At 72.9% G+C, this 18,973-nt stretch carries 19 protein-coding genes; 10 read left to right on the top strand and 9 right to left on the bottom strand.

The features are described from left to right. Positions 1–96: 96 nt before the first annotated feature. Both ACZ7L4_RS32940 and ACZ7L4_RS32935 read left to right on the top strand, forming a co-directional pair. A complete protein-coding gene (locus ACZ7L4_RS32940; protein ID WP_472108343.1) occupies positions 97–1,473 on the top strand; it encodes an MFS transporter in 1,377 nt (458 codons plus the stop codon). Then, positions 1,470–2,840 (top strand): M20 family metallopeptidase, encoded by a 1,371-nt coding sequence (locus tag ACZ7L4_RS32935; protein WP_472108341.1) that lies wholly within the window; start codon positions 1,470–1,472, stop codon positions 2,838–2,840. Before ACZ7L4_RS32940 ends, ACZ7L4_RS32935 begins: the two co-directional genes overlap by 4 nt. Here ACZ7L4_RS32935 and ACZ7L4_RS32930 read toward each other — a convergent pair. Both ACZ7L4_RS32930 and ACZ7L4_RS32925 read right to left on the bottom strand, forming a co-directional pair. Further along, complete coding sequence (locus ACZ7L4_RS32930; RefSeq protein WP_385759380.1) at positions 2,824–3,117, bottom strand: YiaA/YiaB family inner membrane protein; 294 nt, start codon at positions 3,115–3,117, stop codon at positions 2,824–2,826. The two genes, ACZ7L4_RS32935 and ACZ7L4_RS32930, sit on opposite strands and share 17 nt — an antisense overlap. A gap of 61 nt (positions 3,118–3,178) precedes the next feature. After that, complete coding sequence (locus ACZ7L4_RS32925; RefSeq protein ID WP_472108339.1) at positions 3,179–4,339, bottom strand: acyl-CoA dehydrogenase family protein; 1,161 nt, start codon at positions 4,337–4,339, stop codon at positions 3,179–3,181. Between the two features lie 80 nt (positions 4,340–4,419). On the opposite strand from ACZ7L4_RS32925, the gene ACZ7L4_RS32920 reads away from it, so the two are divergent. The 3 genes from ACZ7L4_RS32920 (at position 4,420) to ACZ7L4_RS32910 (ending at position 6,935) form a co-directional block, all read left to right on the top strand. Beyond that, complete coding sequence (locus tag ACZ7L4_RS32920) at positions 4,420–5,070, top strand: TetR/AcrR family transcriptional regulator (RefSeq protein ID WP_472108337.1); 651 nt, start codon at positions 4,420–4,422, stop codon at positions 5,068–5,070. 43 nt (positions 5,071–5,113) lie between these two features. After that, positions 5,114–5,830 carry an ArsR/SmtB family transcription factor gene (locus ACZ7L4_RS32915; protein ID WP_472108335.1) on the top strand — a complete coding sequence of 239 codons (717 nt, stop codon included), beginning with the start codon at positions 5,114–5,116 and terminating at the stop codon, positions 5,828–5,830. A gap of 106 nt (positions 5,831–5,936) precedes the next feature. Beyond that, complete coding sequence (locus ACZ7L4_RS32910) at positions 5,937–6,935, top strand: urea transporter (RefSeq protein ID WP_472108334.1); 999 nt, start codon at positions 5,937–5,939, stop codon at positions 6,933–6,935. A gap of 88 nt (positions 6,936–7,023) precedes the next feature. Here the strand turns inward: ACZ7L4_RS32910 and ACZ7L4_RS32905 are convergent, their stop codons facing one another. From ACZ7L4_RS32905 to ACZ7L4_RS32880, 6 genes are all read right to left on the bottom strand, one after another. Then, positions 7,024–7,494, bottom strand: coding sequence for a VOC family protein (locus ACZ7L4_RS32905; RefSeq protein ID WP_472108814.1), 471 nt, complete (start codon positions 7,492–7,494; stop codon positions 7,024–7,026). A 138-nt stretch (positions 7,495–7,632) separates the two neighbouring features. After that, positions 7,633–8,715 carry a Zn-dependent alcohol dehydrogenase gene (locus tag ACZ7L4_RS32900; protein ID WP_472108332.1) on the bottom strand — a complete coding sequence of 361 codons (1,083 nt, stop codon included), beginning with the start codon at positions 8,713–8,715 and terminating at the stop codon, positions 7,633–7,635. Positions 8,716–8,864: 149 nt separating this feature from the next. Beyond that, the gene (locus tag ACZ7L4_RS32895; RefSeq protein ID WP_472108331.1) at positions 8,865–10,091 is read right to left on the bottom strand and encodes an MFS transporter; all 1,227 of its coding nucleotides are present in this window, start codon (positions 10,089–10,091) and stop codon (positions 8,865–8,867) included. A gap of 38 nt (positions 10,092–10,129) precedes the next feature. Then, positions 10,130–11,533, bottom strand: coding sequence for a CitMHS family transporter (locus tag ACZ7L4_RS32890; protein WP_472108329.1), 1,404 nt, complete (start codon positions 11,531–11,533; stop codon positions 10,130–10,132). A gap of 180 nt (positions 11,534–11,713) precedes the next feature. Next, positions 11,714–12,325 (bottom strand): TetR/AcrR family transcriptional regulator, encoded by a 612-nt coding sequence (locus tag ACZ7L4_RS32885; protein WP_472108327.1) that lies wholly within the window; start codon positions 12,323–12,325, stop codon positions 11,714–11,716. A 10-nt stretch (positions 12,326–12,335) separates the two neighbouring features. Beyond that, complete coding sequence (locus tag ACZ7L4_RS32880; protein ID WP_472108325.1) at positions 12,336–12,824, bottom strand: hypothetical protein; 489 nt, start codon at positions 12,822–12,824, stop codon at positions 12,336–12,338. A 178-nt stretch (positions 12,825–13,002) separates the two neighbouring features. Between ACZ7L4_RS32880 and hmgA the strand changes: the two genes are divergently transcribed. The 3 genes from hmgA (at position 13,003) to ACZ7L4_RS32865 (ending at position 16,417) form a co-directional block, all read left to right on the top strand. Then, entirely contained in the window at positions 13,003–14,316 is a 1,314-nt protein-coding gene (gene hmgA / locus ACZ7L4_RS32875; protein WP_472108323.1) for a homogentisate 1,2-dioxygenase, read from the top strand. 53 nt (positions 14,317–14,369) lie between these two features. After that, positions 14,370–15,119, top strand: a complete 750-nt coding sequence (locus ACZ7L4_RS32870; RefSeq protein WP_450814404.1) for a GntR family transcriptional regulator — start codon at positions 14,370–14,372, stop codon at positions 15,117–15,119. 95 nt (positions 15,120–15,214) lie between these two features. Then, positions 15,215–16,417, top strand: coding sequence for a type ISP restriction/modification enzyme (locus ACZ7L4_RS32865; RefSeq protein ID WP_472108321.1), 1,203 nt, complete (start codon positions 15,215–15,217; stop codon positions 16,415–16,417). An 18-nt stretch (positions 16,418–16,435) separates the two neighbouring features. On the opposite strand, the gene ACZ7L4_RS32860 is transcribed toward ACZ7L4_RS32865, so the two are convergent. Beyond that, complete coding sequence (locus tag ACZ7L4_RS32860; RefSeq protein WP_472108319.1) at positions 16,436–17,146, bottom strand: TetR/AcrR family transcriptional regulator; 711 nt, start codon at positions 17,144–17,146, stop codon at positions 16,436–16,438. Positions 17,147–17,211: 65 nt separating this feature from the next. Here ACZ7L4_RS32860 and ACZ7L4_RS32855 point away from each other — a divergent pair, with 65 nt between their 5' ends. Together ACZ7L4_RS32855 and ACZ7L4_RS32850 are read left to right on the top strand one after the other, a co-directional pair. After that, a complete protein-coding gene (locus tag ACZ7L4_RS32855) occupies positions 17,212–18,189 on the top strand; it encodes an ATP-binding cassette domain-containing protein (protein ID WP_472108317.1) in 978 nt (325 codons plus the stop codon). Then, on the top strand, positions 18,186–18,971 hold the full coding sequence (locus ACZ7L4_RS32850) for an ABC transporter permease (RefSeq protein ID WP_472108315.1): 786 nt from the start codon (positions 18,186–18,188) through the stop codon (positions 18,969–18,971). The genes ACZ7L4_RS32855 and ACZ7L4_RS32850 overlap by 4 nt, the downstream gene beginning before the upstream one ends. The last annotated feature ends 2 nt before the right edge of the window (positions 18,972–18,973 follow it).

Genomic DNA, 18,973 nt, shown 5'->3' with positions numbered 1-18,973 from the left:
CCCCGGTCGGCCGTCCCCGCTCCCGCTCTCCCCCGCGGGCCCGCCGTCCTGCCCTCCTGCCCTCCCTTCCTCCTGTCCTCAGAAGGAGCCCGGTCCATGACGACTCCCCCAGCCCGGCCGGCCACGGACGCGGACGCCCCACCCGCGACCGCCGCCCGTCGCAGCCCGCTGAGCATCGCCACCGCGACACTGATCGGCACCAGTGTCGAGTGGTACGACTTCGGCATCTACAGCACCGCGGCCGCCCTCGTCTTCCCCAAGCTGTTCTTCCCCGAGATGAGCCCCGCGCTCGGCCTGCTCAGCTCGTTCGCCACCCTGGCCGTGGGCTCCCTCGGCCGGCCGCTCGGCGCGATCCTCTTCGGCCACATCGGCGACCGCTACGGCCGCAAGCACGCCCTCATCGGCTCGCTGCTCCTCATGGGCGTGTCCACGTTCCTGATCGGCGTGCTGCCCAGTTACGCGGTGGCCGGCGCGCTCGCCCCGGCCCTGCTCCTGGTCATCCGCGTCCTGCAGTCGCTCGCGGTCGGCGGCGAGTGGGGCGGGGCCGTCCTGTACGCGGTGGAGAACGCGCCCCCGCACCGCAAGGCCCTGTACGGCTCGTTCCCGCAGATCGGCGACGGGATCGGCTTCTTCCTCGCCACCGGTGTCTTCACGCTGGCCTCGATGCCGGGCCACGACGCGCTGCTCGCGTGGACCTGGCGGATCCCCTTCCTGCTGTCGAGCGTGCTCGTGCTCACCGGGCTGATCATCCGCAGCCGCCTCGAGGAGTCGCCCGAGATCAAGGAGGCGCTGCGCGAGGAGCGGGCGGAGGGCGGGGTCGCCGCCAAGCTGCCGCTGCTCGACGTGGCGCGCGGCTCCTGGCGCACCTGGCTGCTCGCCACAGGCGCCTTCCTCGTCACCATCGGCGGCTTCTACGTGATCGTCACGTTCATGTCCGCCTACGCCGTGTCCCACCTGGGCTTCACCGATGCCCAGACCTCGGCGGCGGGCATGTTCGCCTCGGTCGTGGTGATCGTCTTCACCCCGCTCACCGCCCTGCTCGGCGACCGGTTCGGGGTCCGGCGCGTCACCCTCGTCGGGATGGCGGCCCATCTGGTCGTCGCGTTCCCGATGTTCTGGCTCGCCGGCTCGCACAGCGTCGTGGGCCTGTGGGCGGGCATGGGGCTCGGGATGCTCGCCAGCACCATCGCGTACGCGACCGTCGGCACGATGATCACCGAGTGGTTCCCGCCGCGCGTGCGCTACACGGGGCTCTCGCTCGGGTACCAGATCGCCGGCCTGATCGGCGGCGGCGCGATCCCGCCGCTGGCGCAGTGGCTGGCCGGTTCCTCGGGCGCCTCCTGGACCCCCGTCGCGGTCCTGTTCATCGTGATGGCGCTGGTCAGTATCGGCTGCGTCGCCCTCCACGGGCGCATGACCGCGCCGCGATCCGCCCCGTCCGCCGCCGACGCCGTGCCGCAGGAGAACCGATGACCGACGCCACCGCCCCGCACGCCACGAGCGCCGCAGGGCGCGCTCACCTGGAGCAGGTCGCCCGGCGGGCGGCCGACGCCGCTGCCACGGCCCCCGGCTGGTCCTCCCCGTACGAGGGCGCGGACCCCGAGGTGCACGCACGGATCGACGCCGCGGTCGAGGACCTCGGCGGGGAGCTGCTCGGGCTCGCTCATGCCCTTCACGCGGATCCCGAGCCCGGCTTCGAGGAGCATCGCGCCGTCGCCCGCGTCGCCGACCTGCTGCTGGCCCACGGCGTCACGGCACGGACCGGGGTGCACGGACTGCCCACGGCGCTGCGGGCGTCGGCAGGTCCTGGCGGCGGGCCGACCGTGGCGGTGCTGGCCGAGTACGACGCGCTGCCCGGCATCGGGCACGGCTGCGGCCACCACCTCATCTGCGCGGCGGCCGTCGGCGCCTTCCTCGCGCTGGTGCCCGTCCTGGAACGGACCGGCGGCACGGTGGTGCTGCTCGGTACCCCGGCCGAGGAGAACGGCACCGGCAAGGAACTCCTGGCCCGCGCCGGGGCGTTCGACGGGATCGACGCCGCCGTGATGATCCACCCGTCGTCGGGGCCCGACCTGTCCGACGCGCCCTTCCTGGGGCTGCGCGAGGTGGTCGTCGAGTACACGGGGCTCGCCGCCCACGCCTCCGCCGCGCCGTTCATGGGCCGCAACGCCCTGGACGCGGTGGTCGCCGCCTACCAGGGGGTCGCCGCCCTGCGCCAGCACATGCTCCCGGACGACCGGGTGCACGGCGTGATCACCGACGGCGGCTCGCGCCCCAACGTCGTGCCCGAGCACGCGGCGGCCCACTTCTATCTGCGGGCCGCCACCGTGGAAGGTCTTGCGGAGCTGTCCGACCGGGTCCAGCGGATCTTCGAGGGCGCCGCGGCGATGACCGGCACGACCGTGACCGCCCGCTGGGACGACTGCCCGCCCTGCGTGCCCGTCCGGCACAACGGCGTCCTCGCGACACGGTTCGCCCAGCACCTCACGGCCCGGGGCCGCACGGTGCTGCCCGGCAGCGCCGCACCGGACTCCGCGCTCGGCTCCACGGACCTCGGCAATGTCAGCGTCCGCCTCCCGGCCATCCATCCCATGCTGTCCGTCGCCCCGGCCGGAACGGCCCTGCACACCGCCGACTTCGCGGCGCACGCGCGGGGCCCGGAGGCCGACCGGGCGGTCCTCGACGGGGCGGCGGCACTGGCCCGTACGGCCGCGGACCATCTGTCGGACGGCGCCCTGCGGGCAGCGGTGGACAGGGAGTTCGCGGCGGCGGGCGGCGCGCTGGACGTACCGAAGCTGCTGTCCGCCCCGACGGCGGCCGCCGTCACACCACCGGCTTGAACGGGTCGTGGTCCGCCAGGATCTTCTCCAGGCGGGCCTGGTCGACCCTGCTCACGATCTGGCCCGCCTCCTGGCGGTCCCGGATCACCTTGGCCAGCGTGAAGGCCGAGGTCGTGAGGTACAGGACGGCGATCGCCAGGAACGCGCGGATCCAGCCGCTGACGTCGAGGCTGTAGATGCCGATGGCGGTCGCGGCGAGAGCGACGACGAAGGATGCGACGGCCTGTCCGTAGAAGGCGACCGTGTTCTGCTGCTTGACCGGAGTCTCACTGCTCATGCCGTACAGCATCGGGCGGACGGGGCCGAAGCCCCATCCGCCCGCGTACTCAAGTACGTACTCAGAACGCCGAGACGCCGGTCAGCGCGCGCCCGATGATCAGCTTCTGGATCTGGCTCGTGCCCTCGTAGAGGGTCATGACGCGGGCGTCGCGCAGCAGCTTGCCGACCGGGTACTCGTCGATGTAGCCGTAGCCGCCGAAGACCTGGAGCGCGTTGTTCGCCGCGCGGACCGCCGCCTCGGACGCGAAGAGCTTCGCCTTGGACGCCGCCGTCGCGAAGTCCTCGCCGCGGTCGATGAGATCGGCGACGCGCCAGGTGAGCAGGCGGGCCGCGTCCACGTCGACGGAGATGTCCGAGATCAGCTCCTGCACCAGCTGGTACGAGGCGATGGGCTTGCCGAACTGCTCGCGCTCGCCCGCGTATCCGACGGCCGCGTCGAGGGCGGCCTGGGCGATGCCCACGCATCCGGCGGCCACCGACATCCGGCCCTTGGCGAGCGCGGACATGGCGATCGAGAAGCCCTTGCCCTCCGGGCCCATCAGCGCGGAGGCGGGGACGCGGACGTCCTCCAGGACCAGCTCGGCGGTGGTCTGGCCGCGCAGGCCGAGCTTGCCGTGGATGGTGTTGCGGGTCAGGCCCGGGGTGTCGGTGGGGACCAGGAAGGCGGAGATGCCCTTGTGGCCCGGGGTGTCGTTGGTGCGGGCGAAGAGGAGGACGACGTCGGCCCAGGTGCCGTTCGTGATGAAGATCTTCGTGCCGTTGATCACCCAATCTCCGTCGGCACCGCCGTCGCGGACCGCGCGGGTCTGCAGGTCGGCCGGGTTCGAGCCGTGCCCCGGCTCGGTGAGGCCGAAGCAGCCGAGCGCCTCACCGGCGGTGAGCCTCGGTATCCACTGCCGCTTCTGCTCCTCGCTCGCCCACTGCTGGATCGGCTTGGTGACCAGGCCGAGCGAGACGGAGACGATGCCCCGCACCGACGAGTCGCCGCGCCCCAGCTCCTCCGTGACCAGCGTGTACGCGAGGTGGTCGCCGCCCGAGCCGCCGTACTCCTCGTCGATGGTCAGGCCGAGGAAGCCGACCTCTCCGAGCTTCTTGACGATGCCCCGGTCGACCTCCTCGGCCCGGTCCCACGCCACCACGTTCGGTGCGATCTCCCGGTCCACGAAGTCCTTCGCGAGCCGGCGCACCGCCGTCTGTTCCTCGCTCAGCTCCAGGTTCATGGCCACTCCCGCACGCATCGAATCGTCAAGCAGTTAATTAGCACTGCTAGTTTTTGGCTTGCAGCCCTACTATGTGCCGCATGGCCCGACCGCGCAAGCCCCTCCTGAGCAGAGATCGCATCGTCGACGCGGCCCGCACCCTCGTCGACACCGAGGGCCTGGCGGCCGTCTCGACGCGTCGGCTCGCCGCCGAGCTCGGCGTGAGCGGGCCCTCGCTCTACAACCACTTCCGCACGAAGGACCAGATCCTGGAGGCGGTCGCGGACTCGGTGAGCGCCCAGGTCGACCTGTCGATGTTCGACGCGGACGACGAGCGGGACTGGCGCACCGCCCTGCACGACTGGGGAGTCTCCTACCGGGCGGCGCTGCGCGCGCATCCGAACATCGTCCCGGTGCTCGCGCGGGGCCCCGGGCACCGCCCGGCCGGACTGCGGCTCGCCGACGCGGTGTTCGGCGCGATGGTCGACGCCGGGTGGCCGCCGCCGCAGGCCACGTCCATCGGCGCGCTCATGCGGTACTTCGTGACGGGTTCCGCGCTCGGCTCGTTCGCGGGCGGCTTCCCCGACGACGAGGCGGCGTACGACCCCGCCGACTATCCGCACCTCGGACAGGCGCATCTACTCGCCGAGCGGCAGGAGATCGTCGACGACCGCGCCTTCGAGACGGGGCTCACGGCGCTGCTCGACGGGCTCGCAGTGCAGTACGCGCAGGTGACGGCGGAGGCGCACTGACGTTTCGGCGGCGGCCGAAGCATGCCGGGGCCATCCTTGACCCATGGCCGCCTCGAAGGAACCCGGCGCTCCGCGCCTCGCCGCCCTCGCCTCGCTGATCGCCGACGAGACGCGGGCCGCCTGTCTGCTCGCGCTGCTCGACGGGCGGGCCTGGACGGCGGGCGAGCTGGCGCGGCACGCGGGGGTCGCGGCGTCGACCGCGAGCGAGCATCTCGGCAAGCTCGTCGCGGGCGGGCTGCTCGCCGAGGAGCGGCAGGGCCGCCACCGCTATCTGCGGCTCGCCGACGCGCGGGCCGCGCAGCTCCTGGAGGGCCTCGCCGGGTACGCGGTGCCGGACGGCGGCGAGCGGCCTCCCACGCTGCGGGCGGCGTCGGCGCGGACCGCGATGGCCCGCGGGCGGACCTGCTACGACCACCTCGCGGGCCGGCTCGGGATCACGGTCACCGACGCGATGGTCGAGCGCGGGCTGCTGCGGGCCGAAGTCGACTCGTCGACCTTTGCGCTCACCGACGCGGGCCACGGCTGGTTCCGGGCGCTCGGGGCGCCGCTGGAGCCCGGCCCGCGCAGGCCGCTGGCGCGCGGCTGCCTCGACTGGACTGAGCGTCGGCTCCACCTGGCCGGACGGGCGGGCGCAGCGTTGTGCGCCCACGCCTTCGCGGCGGGCTGGGTCGAGCGGATCGGCTCCGAGCGGGCGGTGCGGGTGACCGGGGCCGGGGAGCGGGCGCTGCGGGCCGAGCTGGGGGTCGCGGCGCCGCGCTGAGCGGTCGCCGTGGCGCGTTTCCGCCCCCGGCCAGGGGCTTTCCCGGAAGTAGCTGTAACGTACATTCGCCGGTCGGGGAAACATCTTCGTTACACGGGAGCGGCGCATGGCGCAGTCGGCGGATGCCGCGATTCACCAGGAAATCGGGCAGAGCTGGACGACCGATTGCAGACAGTTCGCGCTGCGCGTGCTGCGCGGGATCGGGCAGGTGACGTTCCTGCCGCGGGCACTCACCGGCGTCCTGTTCGCCGCCGCCCTGTTCTCCGCGGGGTGGGAGTACGGGCTCTACGGGATCGGGGGCGCGGCCGTCGGCACGCTGGTCGCGGCGCTGCTCGGCGTGGACAAGGAGCGGCTCACGGTCGGCATGGAGGGCTTCAACGCCTGCCTCGTGGGCGTGAGCTGCGCCGTCTTCCTCAACCCCGACCGACTGTCCTCGGTGCTCGTGGCCCTGCTCGGGTGCGCCGCCGCGACCGTGGCCACCGCCGCCGCGGGGCGGGCCCTCGGGGCGTGGGGACTGCCCGCCCTCACGCTGCCGTTCTGCCTCGTGGCGAGCGTCATCACGCTGGCCGCGCCCGGGTTCGCGCGGGTGTGGACCGGCGGGGGCGGCATCGCCGCGTTCCCGCGGGCGGTGTCCGGGGCCAGGACCGGGATCCAACTCGACGACGCCGTCCGGGGGTTCTTCGCCGGATTCGGCCAGATCTTCCTGATGCCGCAGTGGTACGCGGGGGCGCTGGTGCTCGCCGGGCTGCTGGTGGCCGGGCCGCGCGTCGCGGGCGTGGCCTGCCTCGGGAACGCCGCGGGCATGGCGACCGCGTGGGCCCTCGGCGAGCCGGCCGCGCAGCTCGCGGATGGCACGTCCGCGTACAACGCGGTGCTGGTTGCGCTCGCGCTCTGCGGGGTGTTCCTGAAGGCCACGCGTCGTACGGTGGCGTACGCCGTCGCGGGGGCGGTGGCCGCGACCGTTTGCGCTCCGGCGTTCGGGGCGCTCGCCGCGCCGGTCGGCGGCCACATGTTCACCTGGCCGTTCGCGTTGACCACGCTGGTGTTCCTTGTCGCTGCGAGGTCGTTCCCTCGGTTGACCCAATCAAGCCCCTGCGGCGATTGAGCAGGCGGCGCCGTGGCCGACGCCTCGGGGCTCCGCCCCGGACCCCGCTGCTCAATCGCCGCAGGGGCTTGAATGCCCGAACCGCGGGTCAGGCCGACTCGAGGGCCGCGACGTCCAGTTTGCCCATCTTCATCATCGCGGCGAGGACCCGCGCGGCCCGGTCCTTGTCGGGGGCCGCGAGGAGTTCGGGCAGGCAGCGCGGGACGATCTGCCAGGACAGGCCGTACTTGTCCTTGCACCAGCCGCACGGGCCCGCCTCGCCGCCGTCCGCCGTGAGGCGGTCCCACAGGCGGTCGACCTCGGCCTGGTCGGCGCAGTCGACGGAGAACGAGACCGCCTCGTTGAACTTGAACTCGGGGCCGCCGTCCAGCGCCTGGTACTCGGTGCCCGCGAGGCGGAACGACACGACGACGCCCGAGCCGGGTTCCTGGGACCCCTCGTCACCGAAGCGCTGGACCTCCAGGACCTCGGAGTCGGAGCCGGGGAAGAGCGACATGTAGAAGTCGACGGCCTCCTCCGACTTGCCGTCGAACCACAAGCAGGGGCGGATCTTCTGGATGCTGGCGGACATGGTGTGCCTCCTGAGTTCCCGTTCCGATGGCCGGTGCCGGTCGCGCCGGTCCGCACTTCAGGCTTCTTCACCTACAGACCGGCCGCCAGCCGGGAACTCATCGGCGGGGCATCACCAAAAGCACGGCTAGAACACGACGAGCGCCCTGCCGCCCTTGCCCGCCATCATGGTGTCGAACGCCGCCGGGATCCCGTCCAGCGCGATCCGCTCGGTCACCAGCGTGCTCAGGTCGAGGCGGCCCGCGCGGATGTGCTCGGCGAGCACCGGGAGGTCCTGGGCCGGGTCGCAGTTGCCGTAGACGCAGCCGGACAGCGTGCGACCCCAGTGGAAGATCTCCAGGGCGTTGAAGGTGACCTGCTGGTCCTTGCCGCCGATGCCGACGACGGTGGTGCGGCCGCCGCGCCGGGTGGACTCCCAGGCGGTACGGATCGTGACGGCCCGGCCGACGCACTCCACCGCCACGTCGACGCCCTGCTTGCCGGTCAGACCGCGGATCTCGCGGGCCGTGTTCTCCGACGCGACCACGTAGTCCGTGGCGCCCGCCGCCCGCGCGAGGGCCTCCTTCTCCGGCGAGACGTCGACCGCGATGATCTTAGAGGCGCCCGCGATGCGCGCGGCCTGGAGCGTGGCGAGGCCGACGCCGCCGACGCCGTACACCGCGACGGTCTCCCCCTCCCGGACCCGCGCGGAGTGGTGCACGGCGCCGTATCCGGTGAGCACGGCGCAGCCGAGCAGGGCCGCGTCGGTGAGCGGGACGCCGTCCGGCACCGGCAGGAGGCAGTTCGCGGCGACGACCGTCTCCTCGGCGAACGCGGCGACGTTCAGGCCGGGGTGCAGGTCGCTGCCGTCGGACGCGCGCTTCGCGTGGATGCCGGCCGCGCCCGCGAGGGCGTTGGCGCACAGCCAGACCTCGCCGAGCCCGCAGGCGTGGCAGTTTCCGCAGGAGGGCGCCCAGTTGAGGACGACGCCGTCGCCGGGCACCACGTGCGTCACGCCCTCGCCGACGGAGACGACGGTGCCCGCGCCCTCGTGGCCGAGGACCGCGGGGACCGGGACCCGCATGGTGCCGTTGGTCAGGGACAGGTCGGAGTGGCAGACCCCGGCGGCGGCGAGCCGCACCCGGACCTGGCCGGGGCCCGGTTCGGGCAGGTCGATGTCGGCGATCTCCAGCGGGGAGCCGACGGCGGGCAGTACAGCGGCGCGGACCATGATGAGCACAACTCCCTGAGCGAGTGCGGGGTGTCACGTACGTGCCCAGCCAAACTAGCGTCGCTAGTTTCAGGGGTCCAGGGGCCAGGGGGCCAGAGGTCAGGGAGGGGCAGGCGTACTGGCGTCTGCCGAGGGCCCCGGGCGCCCGGTCAGTGCCGCTGGCGCTCCTTCTCGCGTCGCCGCAGGCGGGGAACCCACGACCTCTTGGGCACCGAACCGCGCCCGGGGCCGCCCCTGACCCCGAGCCCGGCGGCCACGAACAGCAGCCCGCCCAGCATCACGAACGGCGCCGCCGTCCCCGCGACCCCCGCGATCAGACCCGCGGACGCCGGGGCCGCGACCTGCCCGAGCCGGTTCCCGGTCAGCCGGAGCGCGAGCGCCGTGGAGCGGGCCTCTGCGGGGGCGGCCTGGACGACCGTGGTCATGGAGAGCGGCTGGCCGACGCCGAGGCAGAAGCCGAGGACGATCAGCATCACGGCGAGCGCCCACACCGGCACGGGCAGCGCGATGCCCGCGCACAGCACCGCCGCGAGCAGGCACGTGGTGGCGATCAGGGCGGTCCTGCCCAGCCAGTTGATGAGCGGGGTCATGACCAGTCGGCAGGCGACCGTGGCGCCCGCGCGCAGGCTGAGCAGCACGCCGACCACGGACGGCGCGATCCCCCGGTGCTCGCCGACGACCGGCAGATACGCCGTGAGGATGTCGGTGGCCGACAGGACGGCGAGGCTGATGAAGATGCCGCCGGGCACGCCGCGGGTGCGCAGGATGCGGTGCACGGGGACCCTGGAGGCCTCCTTCGTACGCGAACCCGTCCGCGTACGCCGGGACTCGATGCGCCACAGCGAGGTGACGGCCAGCGCGCAGACGCCCGCCGACACGAGGAGCGCGAGGGCGCTCGTGCCCGCCATGTCGTGGCCGTCGATGAGGGCACCGGCGGCGATCGGCCCGACGAGCTGGCCGAGGGAGGCGCCGATGGTGAAGTGGCCGAAGTTGCGGTCCTGGTCCTCGGGCGCGGACTGCCGGGCCACGATCGACTGGGCGCCGATCACGAAGCACAGATGCCCGAGCCCCATCACGCCGCTCCAGGCGGCCATCGCCACAAGGGTGTCGGCGAGTCCGCTCAGCGCGCAGCCGCCCGCGATGAGGACGACCCCCACCGGGAGCAGCGGCGCGCACCGGCCGTGGTCCGTGCGCCGGCCGAGCGGCACGGCGGCGAACAGCGGGAGCAGCGCGTAGACCCCCGCGATGACGCCGACGGCACGCTCGTCGGCGCCGAGCGCGAGGGCCCGGTAGGAGACCGCGGGCCGCGCCATCGACACCGCCCCCTGCGCGAAGCTGAAGGCGATGACGAGGCGGAGCAGCCAGGCACGGCTCATGAGGTCACGGGATTCATCGGTTCTCGGGATTCATCGGGTCACACGATTCCGAACAGCAGACCGGCGCCGAGGACGACCAGCGCGGTCAACGCCGCCCATTTCACGGTGAACTTGGTGTGGTCGCCGAACTCGACCTTAGCCATGCCCACGAGCACGTAGACCGCCGGGACCAGCGGGCTCGACATGTGCAGCGGCTGCCCGGCGAGCGAGGCGCGGGCGATCTCGAGGGTCGAGACGCCGTGCGCGTTGCCGGCCTCGGCGAGCACCGGGAGGATGCCGAAGTAGAAGCCGTCGTTGGACATGAAGTACGTGAACGGGATGGACAGCACGCCCGTCACGAGTGCCATGTGCGGGCCCATCCAGTCGGGGATGCCGCCCACGACCCACTTCGCCATGTGGTCGACCATGCCGGTGCCCTGCAGCACACCCGTGAAGACGGCGGCGGCGAAGACCATGCCCGCGACGTTGAGGACGTTCTCGGCGTGCGCGCCGATCCGGGCCTTCTGGTCGGCCATGTGCGGGTAGTTGACCGAGAGCGCGAGCGCGGCGCCGAGCATGAACAGGACCGGGATCGGCAGGAGTTCCATGATCATGGAGGCCAGGAGCACCACCGTGAGCAGCGCGTTGAACCAGTAGAGCTTGGGGCGCAGGGTGGCCCGGTTCGGGTCGAGCCCGGAGAAGGTCTCGCCCTCCTCGTTCTCGTACGAGGGGGCGGACGCGGAACCGCCACCGGCGCCGGCCCCCTTGCTGCCGCTGCCTGCGCCCGCGCCGACGAGCACCTTCTCCTCGACGGTCTCGGTGACCGTGACGTCCTCGTCCAGGGAGAGGTAGCCGAGCCGCTTGCGCTCCCGGCGCCCGAGCACGTACGCGAGGGCGAACACGAAGAGCAGTCCGACGCCGAGCGCCGGGATCATCGGCACGAAGATGTCGCTGGCGTCCACCTTCAGCGCGGTGGCGGCGCGGGCCGTCGGGCCGCCCCACGGCAGCGTGTTCATCACGCCGTTGGCCGTCGCGGCCACACCCGTCATCACGACGAGGCTCATCTTCAGGCGCTTGTACAGCGGGTACATCGCCGAGACGGTGATCATGAAGGTGGTCGAGCCGTCGCCGTCGAGCGAGACGATCGCGGCGAGCACGGCGGTGCCGACGACGATCCGGACGGGGTCGGCCTTCGCGAACTTCAGGATGCCGCGCACGATCGGGTCGAAGAGACCGACGTCGATCATCACGCCGAAGTAGACGATCGCGAACATCAGCATGGCGGCGGTGGGCGCCAGGTCACCGATGCCGGCGATCACGTAGTCGCCCAGCTTGGCGCCCTGGCCCACCAGGACGCAGAACAGCGCCGGTATGAGCACGAGCGCCGCGATGGGCGACACCTTCTTCATCATGATCAGCACCAGGAAGGTGGCGATCATCCCGAATCCGAGGATGGTCAGCATGGGGAGGGCCCTCTCACGTCTACGTTCGCCTTCGAACAGCCGCCGTGGGGGAGGCAGCCAGCGAGACGCTAGGTGGGCCGAACAAGCGTTAACAAGACATTGACACGCGAGCAATAAGCGCAAAACTCCAGGTCACAGCCGTCTCGCGCGGAAACCTCGGCGGAGACCTCGGCGGATACCTCAATCCAGCACCCGTGCCAGGTACGCCCGCAGCAGCTCCCGCACCTCCGCGATGATCGCCTCGTCGCCGCGCTCCGGGTCGATCCGGAACGCGAGCCGGACCAGGGCGTCGGCGGACTCCACGGCCACCAGGAACGCGCGGCGCAGGGCCGCGTCGGGGGTCCGGCCGAGGCGCGGGGCGAGGAGTTCGGTGAGGGTGTCGGCGACGCGGTGGTTGGGGTCGGCGTCCGGGGCACCCACGGGGAGCTGGGTGCCGAAGTCGACCAGGGAGAAGCCCGGCGCCGTCCGCTTCATCGCGAGGTACTCGTCGAGCACGGCGTCCATGGCGGCCCGCCAGTCGCCGGTGGGGACGTCCCCGAGGCGCGCGGTGACCCGCCGCACGTACCGCTCCAGGTTGCGCTCGGCCAGCGCGTCGACCAGGGCCCGCTTGTTGCCGAAGAAGCGGTAGACCGAGCCGATGGGGACCTCGGCGCGGTGCGCGACGGCGCGGGTGCTCAGCTCGTCGTAGCCCGTCTCGTCGAGGAGTTCGGCGCAGGCGTCGAGGATCCGGGTCAGACGCTCGGCGCTGCGCCGCTGAACGGGCGTGCGGCGCAGGGACGTTGGGTGGGCCATGCGGGTCACCCTACGGGGACGCGGTCAGGTCCGCGGTGGCCTGGACGGGCTTGTCCGCGACGGCCCACACCGTGTGGTCGTCGGCGTAGAGGCGGGCGGTGAGCTGGTGGGTGCCGCGGTGCACACGGCTGCCGGGGAGGCGGTAGTCGACGGCGCGCAGGCGGGCGAGGCAGCGGCCGTCGAGGTAGAGCCGCGCGTACCCGCGGCCGAGGGCGGCGCGGGCCGGGGTGCCGTGGGGGCTGAGGCGGAAGCGGCGCACCCAGACGCGGACCTCCCAGCCGCCCGCGGGGCCCGTCCGCGGCTTCACGATCAGGCCGATCTCGGGAGCGCCCTTCTCGGGTATCCGGCGGAAGTGGTGGCCCGCGCCGTCGGTGCGGGAGAGGACCTCTCCGGCGGACCGCGGGCCGTCGCCGCCCTCCCCGCAGCCGGCCGCGCTCGCGATCAGGGCACAGATCAGCAGCGCCGCGGCGGCCGCACGGAGCGACGGGAAGGTGGGCATGTCCGGGACGGTAGAGGACCGTCGGCTCCGGCGGATCCCTCGCGGGGAGGACGCCCGCGGGCCGCCGCTCGGCCGCTGGTACCGCCGCGCGTCGGCCATCCGGAGGACGGCGGTGTCTTGCGCCGCGCACCCGCGAATCCTACGGTGTTGCATAGGAATCATTGACCAGGGAGCGATGATGAGCGGGGACGTACGCAAGACCGCCGAGGGGCTGACCTACCTCTCCGGCTTCGGGAACGAGCATGGCTCCGAAGCCGTGCCGGGAGCCCTGCCCGAGGGGCGCAACTCGCCGCAGCGCGCACCGCTCGGCCTGTACGCGGAGCAGCTCAGCGGCACCGCGTTCACCGAGCCGCGGGCGCAGAACCGCCGCTCGTGGCTGTACCGGATCCGCCCGTCGGCGGCCCACCCGGAGTTCACCCGTGTCGACAACGGGGCGGTGCGCACGGCCCCGTTCACCGAGACCGCCCCCGACCCCAACCGCCGCCGCTGGAACCCGCTGCCGGAGCCCGCGCCCGGCACGGACTGGCTGGCCGGCCTGTGGACCCTCGGCGGCAACGGCGACGCGACGCAGCGCACCGGCATGGCCGTGCACCTCTACCACGCCAACTCCCCCATGCTGGACCGGGTGTTCAGCGACGCGGACGGCGAGCTGCTGATCGTCCCGGAGCGCGGCGGACTGCTGCTGCGCACGGAGTTCGGGGTGCTCGCCGTCGAGCCGAACGAGGTGGCGCTGATCCCGCGCGGCGTCCGCTTCCGGGTGGAACTCCTCGACGAGACGGCCCGCGGGTACGTCTGCGAGAACTACGGCGCCCCGTTCCAGCTCCCCGACCTCGGCCCGATCGGCGCCAACGGCCTGGCGAACGCACGGGACTTCAGGGCGCCGGTCGCCGCGTACGAGGACGCCGAGGGCCCCGTCGAGGTCGTCAACAAGTTCTGCGGAAACCTCTGGACCGTGACGTACGACCACTCCCCGCTCGACGTCGTCGCCTGGCACGGCAACCACGTCCCGTACGTATACGATCTGCGCCGCTTCAACGTCATCGGGACGATCTCGTACGACCACCCGGACCCGTCGATCTTCACGGTGCTGACGTCCCCCTCGGACACGCCGGGCCTGGCCGGGGTCGACTTCGTCGTCTTCGCGCCGCGCTGGCTGGTGGGCGAGGACACGTTCCGGCCGCCGTACTTCCACCGGAACGTGATGAGCGAGTACATGGGGCTCATCGAGGGTGCCTACGACGCGAAGGCCGAGGGCTTCGTGCCGGGCGGCGGCTCCCTGCACAACATGATGTCGGCGCACGGCCCCGACCGGGACACGTTCGACCGGGCGAGCGCCGCCGAGCTGAAGCCGCAGAAGGTGGACGACGGCCTGGCGTTCATGTTCGAGACGCGCTGGCCCGTCACCCTCGCCCCGCACGCCTCGACGGCAGAGCACCTCCAGCGCGGCTACGACGACGTGTGGCGCGGACTGGAACGCCACTTCCGCGGATAGACCCCATGGTCGCCGCATTGCACCACTCCCCCCGCGACCGGTACGGATAACCCGTGACGTCATTCGCCCCGGACTCGATCGTCCTGAACCGCAAATTGCCGCTCTGGTATCAGGTGTCGCAGTCCCTGCGCGCCTCGATACTCGGAAGATCGCCGCAGGACCCGCTGCGCCTGCCCACCGAGGAGCAACTCGCGGGGCACTACGGGGTCTCCGTGCTCACCATGCGTCAGGCGCTCAAGGAACTGGAGGACGAGGGGCTCATCACGCGGCACCGGCGCCGCGGCACGTTCATCGAGCCGGATGCCCAGCAGGGCGCGCCGGTGCGCCTGCTCGGCTCGGTCGACGCGATCGTCGCGCAGCAGTCCGGCATGACGACGCGGCTGCTCGACCACGACACGGTGCCGGTGCCCGTGGCCTTCGCCGAGCACTTCCCGGGGGCCGGGTCCGTCCCCACGTACCACCGGCTGCGCTCCGACGAGAAGACCGGCGAGCCGACGAACCATGCCCGCAACTACCTGCGGCCCGACATCGGCGCCCGCGTCGACCTCGCGGACCTGGAGCGGTGGCCGATGACGAAGGTGCTGCGGGACGTGGTCGGCGTGCGCATCAGCCGGATCACGGACTCGGTCCAGGCGCGCCTCGCGGACCCGGAGACGGCCCGCCTCCTCGAAGTCCCCCTCCTGAGCCCGATCCTGCACTACACGGGTGTGACGTACGACGAGGAGGGCAGGGTGCTGGACGTGGCGGTCATCCACTACCGGGGAGACCGCTTCTCGTTCACGGTGACGTTGGACGCGGACTAGGCACATCAAGCCCCGCTTTGTGGACGAGAGCCCGCGGGGTCCGGGGCGGCGCCCCGGGAGCGCAACCACGGTGCCGCGCAAGAGGGGGACGTACCATGCCGGGCGTGACGAACGACCCGCTCCTGGCGGAGCTCATGCCCTGGTCCGTCGCGCCGCTGCGCACGGGCCGCGGCTGGCCCGTCGCACCGGACGCCGCGACCCTGAAGTCCCGCTGGAACACATTCGTCCAGGCCGACGAGGCACAACGCAGCACGCTCCTCGAACCCTCCCGTGCCCGCACCCTGCACACCGCCGCCGCCCAGCTCCCTGGCCAGCGCACCGGCACGGAGCCGCTCGCGCACGCGGAGGGCCCCTGCCCGGAACCCGTACCGCTGCTGCACGGCCCGTTCGACGAGCAGTGGCTCATCCCGGACCAGCGCCTGATCGACGCGGCCCGGCCCGAACTGTGGCGGGTCGCGGACGACCGGCAGCTCTTCCTGGTCGAGCAGGGCCACGTGCCCGACGCCGGCGGCCCCGCACTGCTCGCGTCCGCCGTGCTCCCGGAGGGCCGCTCCCCCGCGGGCAGGCCCGGCCGCATCCGCCCGCTGTACCGCCGCCCCGGCGGCACGGAGCCGAACGTGGCGCCGGGCCTGCTCACCCACCTCTCCGGGACGTACGACCGGGAGGTGACGGCGCCCGACCTGTTCGCGTGGATCCTGGCGGCGGGCGCCCGCGACGGCTCCCCCGACGTCCGCGTGCCGCTGCCGGACGACCCCGGCGTATGGGCGCGCGGCGTCGAACTGGGCCGCCGTGTGCTGTGGTTGGAGCGGCGCGGCACGGACGCCGAGCGCCCCAAGCTGCCCGGCGGCCGCCGCCCGTACGTACGCGCCCCGCTGCCGGCCCGGCCGACGGAGATCCGCTACGACCGGGACGAGGAGGCCCTGCTCGTCGGCGAGGGACGCGTCTCCCCGGTCCCCGCGGCGGCCTGGGACTTCCACGTCAGCGGGGTCCGGGTCCTGGAACAGTGGTTCGCGCGCCGCACCGAGCCCGCCGAGCCCGGCACGCTCGCGGCGCTGCGCCCGGCCACCTGGCCGCAGCCGTGGACCTCGCAGCTCCTGGAACTCGTCACGGTCCTGACGCTGCTCGCGGAACTCGGCCCGCGGCAGCAGGAGTTGCGGGAGGCCGTGCTCGCGGACCCGATGACGTCGAAGGACCTGGAGCGGGCCCACGTCCTCCCCGTCCCCGACGCGGCACACCGCCCCGCCTCGGTCCTGGACCACCAGGAGGAGGGCCCCGGCGGCCAGTTCGCGATCCTGTGACCCGGCGGGACGGGCACGCTACTCCGCCGCGAACCCCTCCAGCGTCCGCCTCAGCGCCCGCTCGAACACCGCCTCCAGGTCGATCGGGCCCGCGTCCTCGGCGAACGACGCCGCGAGGCGCGGGTACTTGCCCGAGGCCACCTGCTCACCCAGGTACGCGATCCGCACCGCCTGCTCCTTCTCGGCGCTCCACGGCAGGGAACGGGTGCGCTCGGCCGTGGCGATCTCGTTGGCCACGTACGTCGTGACCACGCTGGTCACCGCCGCGACCAGCTCCATCTTCGTGCCGTACGGCAGATCGAGCGGGTCGAGGCAGGTCAGGCAGTACTCCAGATATGCCAGCGCGTTCGGGCTGAACCCGTAGACCGGTGACATCAGGCCCGGCATCCAGGGGTGCCGGTGCATCAGCGCCCGCGCCTGCCGGGCGAGCCCGAGGACGTCCGCCCGCCAGTCGCCGCTCGGCTCGGGGAACTCGTACTCGGCGCTGACGGCGTCGACCATCAGCTCGTACAGGTCCTCCTTGCGCGGCACGTAGTTGTACAGCGACATCGTGCCCATGCCCAGCTCGGCGGCGACCTTCCGCATGGACACCGCGTCGATGCCCTCGGTGTCGGCGACGCGGACCGCCGTCGCCGCGATGTCGGCCCTGCTGTGCGCGGGCCTCGGCCCCCGCCCGGCGCGCTCGGGGCGCGCCCAGATCACTTCGGGTTCGACCGCTCGGCCCGCCATTGATCATCACCTCGCGCACCATCCTAGTTACGTACACCGTACGTAGTGCGCTACGGTGGGGCCATATGACTTCTACGTACGCTGTACTTAGTGAAGGTCTGGAGAAGCGCTTCGGCAAGGGACCGAAGGCCGTGCACGCCGTGCGCGGCCTGGATCTGGCGGTCCGCGAGGGCACGGTGTGCGGACTGCTCGGGCCGAACGGGGCGGGCAAGACGACCGCCGTCCGGCTGCTCACGACGCTCCTGCGCCCCGACGCCGGCACCGCGCGTGTCGCGGGGCACGACGTCACCGCGGAGCCGCACGAGGTACGCCGCCGCATCGGCGTCACCGGCCAGTACGCCTCGGTCGACGGGGACCTCACCGGCCGCGAGAACCTGCGCCTGTTCGCCCGCCTGCTGCGCGCGCCGGGCGCCAGGACCCGCGCCGACGAGCTGATCGAGCGCTTCGAGCTGACCGAGGCCGCCGACCGCCCGGCCCGTACGTACTCCGGAGGCATGCGCCGCCGCCTCGACCTGGCCGCGAGCCTGATCACCCGGCCCGCCGTACTCTTCCTCGACGAGCCGACGACCGGGCTCGACCCGCACAGCAGGAACGGCATCTGGGAGGCCGTGCGCGAGCTGTCCCGCGAGGGCACGACCGTCGTCCTCACCACGCAGTACCTGGAGGAGGCGGACCAGCTCGCCGACGACATCGTGCTGATCGACGGGGGCCGCGCCGCCCACTCGGGCACGCCCGCCGAGCTCAAGGCGCAGATCGGCCACTACGCGGAGGTGGCCGTGGCGCAGGACGCGGGCGAGCAGGCGCTGCACGCGGCCGCCGTCGTCCTCGACCAGCTCACCGGCGCCCGCCCCGAGGTGGACGCCGAGCGCCGCACCGTGGGCGCCGTCGTCCTCGACCCGGCCGTCACGCTCCCCCGCGTCGTCCGCGAACTCGACGCGTCCGGCGTCCCGTTGCTCGACGCGACGCTGCGCCCGCCCACCCTCGACGAGGTGTTCCTGCGCCTCACCGTCACCGGCCACGAGACCCAGGAGGTCGCCGCATGAGCACCGCCATCCTCTACGACGGAACCGCCATGCTCGGCCGGCACCTCCAGCGCGTCCGGCACGCCCCGGCGATCCTGATCATGACGCAGACGATGCCGATCGTGTTCCTGCTGTTCTTCGGCTACGTCTTCGGCTCGGCGCTCGCCATGCCGGGCTCGGACTACCGGGCGTTCCTGGTGCCGGGCATGCTCGTCGCCACCGCGGCGGGCGGGATCATGAACGGGATGTTCGGCGCCGCCCAGGACTCGCACCGGGGCGTGATGGACCGCTTCCGGACGCTGCCGATGAGCCGGGCGGCGGTGCCGCTCGGGCAGGCCGTCGCCGATCTGCTGACGACGGCGGTCGGGCTCGTCCCGCTGGTGCTCGTGGGGCTCGCGATGGGGTGGCGGATCGAGGGCGGACTGCCGGGCGCGCTCGGGGCGTTCGGGCTGCTCCTGCTCTTCCGGTTCGCGACGACCTGGGTGGGGATCCTGCTCGGCCTCGCCTCGGGGAGCGAGGAGGCGGCGGGGCAGCTCGGCAGCGCGACCTTCATGCTGCCGCTGCTGTCGAACGCGTACATCCCGACCGACGGGATGCCGGGCTGGGTGCGCACGGTCGCCGAGTGGAACCCGATCAGCGCGGTGGCCACGGCCGTCCGCGACCTGTTCGGCAACGCGCCGGTGCCGCACGGCGCCGCGTGGCCGGTGACGCACCCGGTGGCGGGCTCCCTGGCGTGGTGTGCCGTACTGCTCGCGGTGTGCGTGCCGCTCGCCGTCCGCCGCTGCACGCACGGCGGACGGTGAAC

This window comes from Streptomyces sp. NPDC107575, from assembly GCF_055657265.1.
This window is presented reverse-complemented; position numbering and strand designations above follow the sequence as displayed.

Excerpts from the sequence above, each read along its gene's own strand:
- ACZ7L4_RS32890 (WP_472108329.1), bottom strand. The coding sequence starts at position 11,533 with ATGCTGACCATCCTCGGATTCGGGATGATCGCCACCTTCCTGGTGCTG.
- ACZ7L4_RS32915 (WP_472108335.1), top strand. The coding sequence starts at position 5,114 with ATGGCCGCCTCGAAGGAACCCGGCGCTCCGCGCCTCGCCGCCCTCGCC.
- ACZ7L4_RS32895 (WP_472108331.1), bottom strand. The coding sequence starts at position 10,091 with ATGAGCCGTGCCTGGCTGCTCCGCCTCGTCATCGCCTTCAGCTTCGCG.
- ACZ7L4_RS32935 (WP_472108341.1), top strand. The coding sequence starts at position 1,470 with ATGACCGACGCCACCGCCCCGCACGCCACGAGCGCCGCAGGGCGCGCT.
- hmgA (WP_472108323.1), top strand. The coding sequence starts at position 13,003 with ATGAGCGGGGACGTACGCAAGACCGCCGAGGGGCTGACCTACCTCTCC.
- ACZ7L4_RS32930 (WP_385759380.1), bottom strand. The coding sequence starts at position 3,117 with ATGAGCAGTGAGACTCCGGTCAAGCAGCAGAACACGGTCGCCTTCTAC.
- ACZ7L4_RS32940 (WP_472108343.1), top strand. The coding sequence starts at position 97 with ATGACGACTCCCCCAGCCCGGCCGGCCACGGACGCGGACGCCCCACCC.
- ACZ7L4_RS32855 (WP_472108317.1), top strand. The coding sequence starts at position 17,212 with ATGACTTCTACGTACGCTGTACTTAGTGAAGGTCTGGAGAAGCGCTTC.
- ACZ7L4_RS32885 (WP_472108327.1), bottom strand. The coding sequence starts at position 12,325 with ATGGCCCACCCAACGTCCCTGCGCCGCACGCCCGTTCAGCGGCGCAGC.
- ACZ7L4_RS32900 (WP_472108332.1), bottom strand. The coding sequence starts at position 8,715 with ATGGTCCGCGCCGCTGTACTGCCCGCCGTCGGCTCCCCGCTGGAGATC.
- ACZ7L4_RS32920 (WP_472108337.1), top strand. The coding sequence starts at position 4,420 with ATGGCCCGACCGCGCAAGCCCCTCCTGAGCAGAGATCGCATCGTCGAC.
- ACZ7L4_RS32880 (WP_472108325.1), bottom strand. The coding sequence starts at position 12,824 with ATGCCCACCTTCCCGTCGCTCCGTGCGGCCGCCGCGGCGCTGCTGATC.
- ACZ7L4_RS32860 (WP_472108319.1), bottom strand. The coding sequence starts at position 17,146 with ATGGCGGGCCGAGCGGTCGAACCCGAAGTGATCTGGGCGCGCCCCGAG.
- ACZ7L4_RS32850 (WP_472108315.1), top strand. The coding sequence starts at position 18,186 with ATGAGCACCGCCATCCTCTACGACGGAACCGCCATGCTCGGCCGGCAC.
- ACZ7L4_RS32925 (WP_472108339.1), bottom strand. The coding sequence starts at position 4,339 with ATGAACCTGGAGCTGAGCGAGGAACAGACGGCGGTGCGCCGGCTCGCG.
- ACZ7L4_RS32865 (WP_472108321.1), top strand. The coding sequence starts at position 15,215 with ATGCCGGGCGTGACGAACGACCCGCTCCTGGCGGAGCTCATGCCCTGG.
- ACZ7L4_RS32910 (WP_472108334.1), top strand. The coding sequence starts at position 5,937 with ATGGCGCAGTCGGCGGATGCCGCGATTCACCAGGAAATCGGGCAGAGC.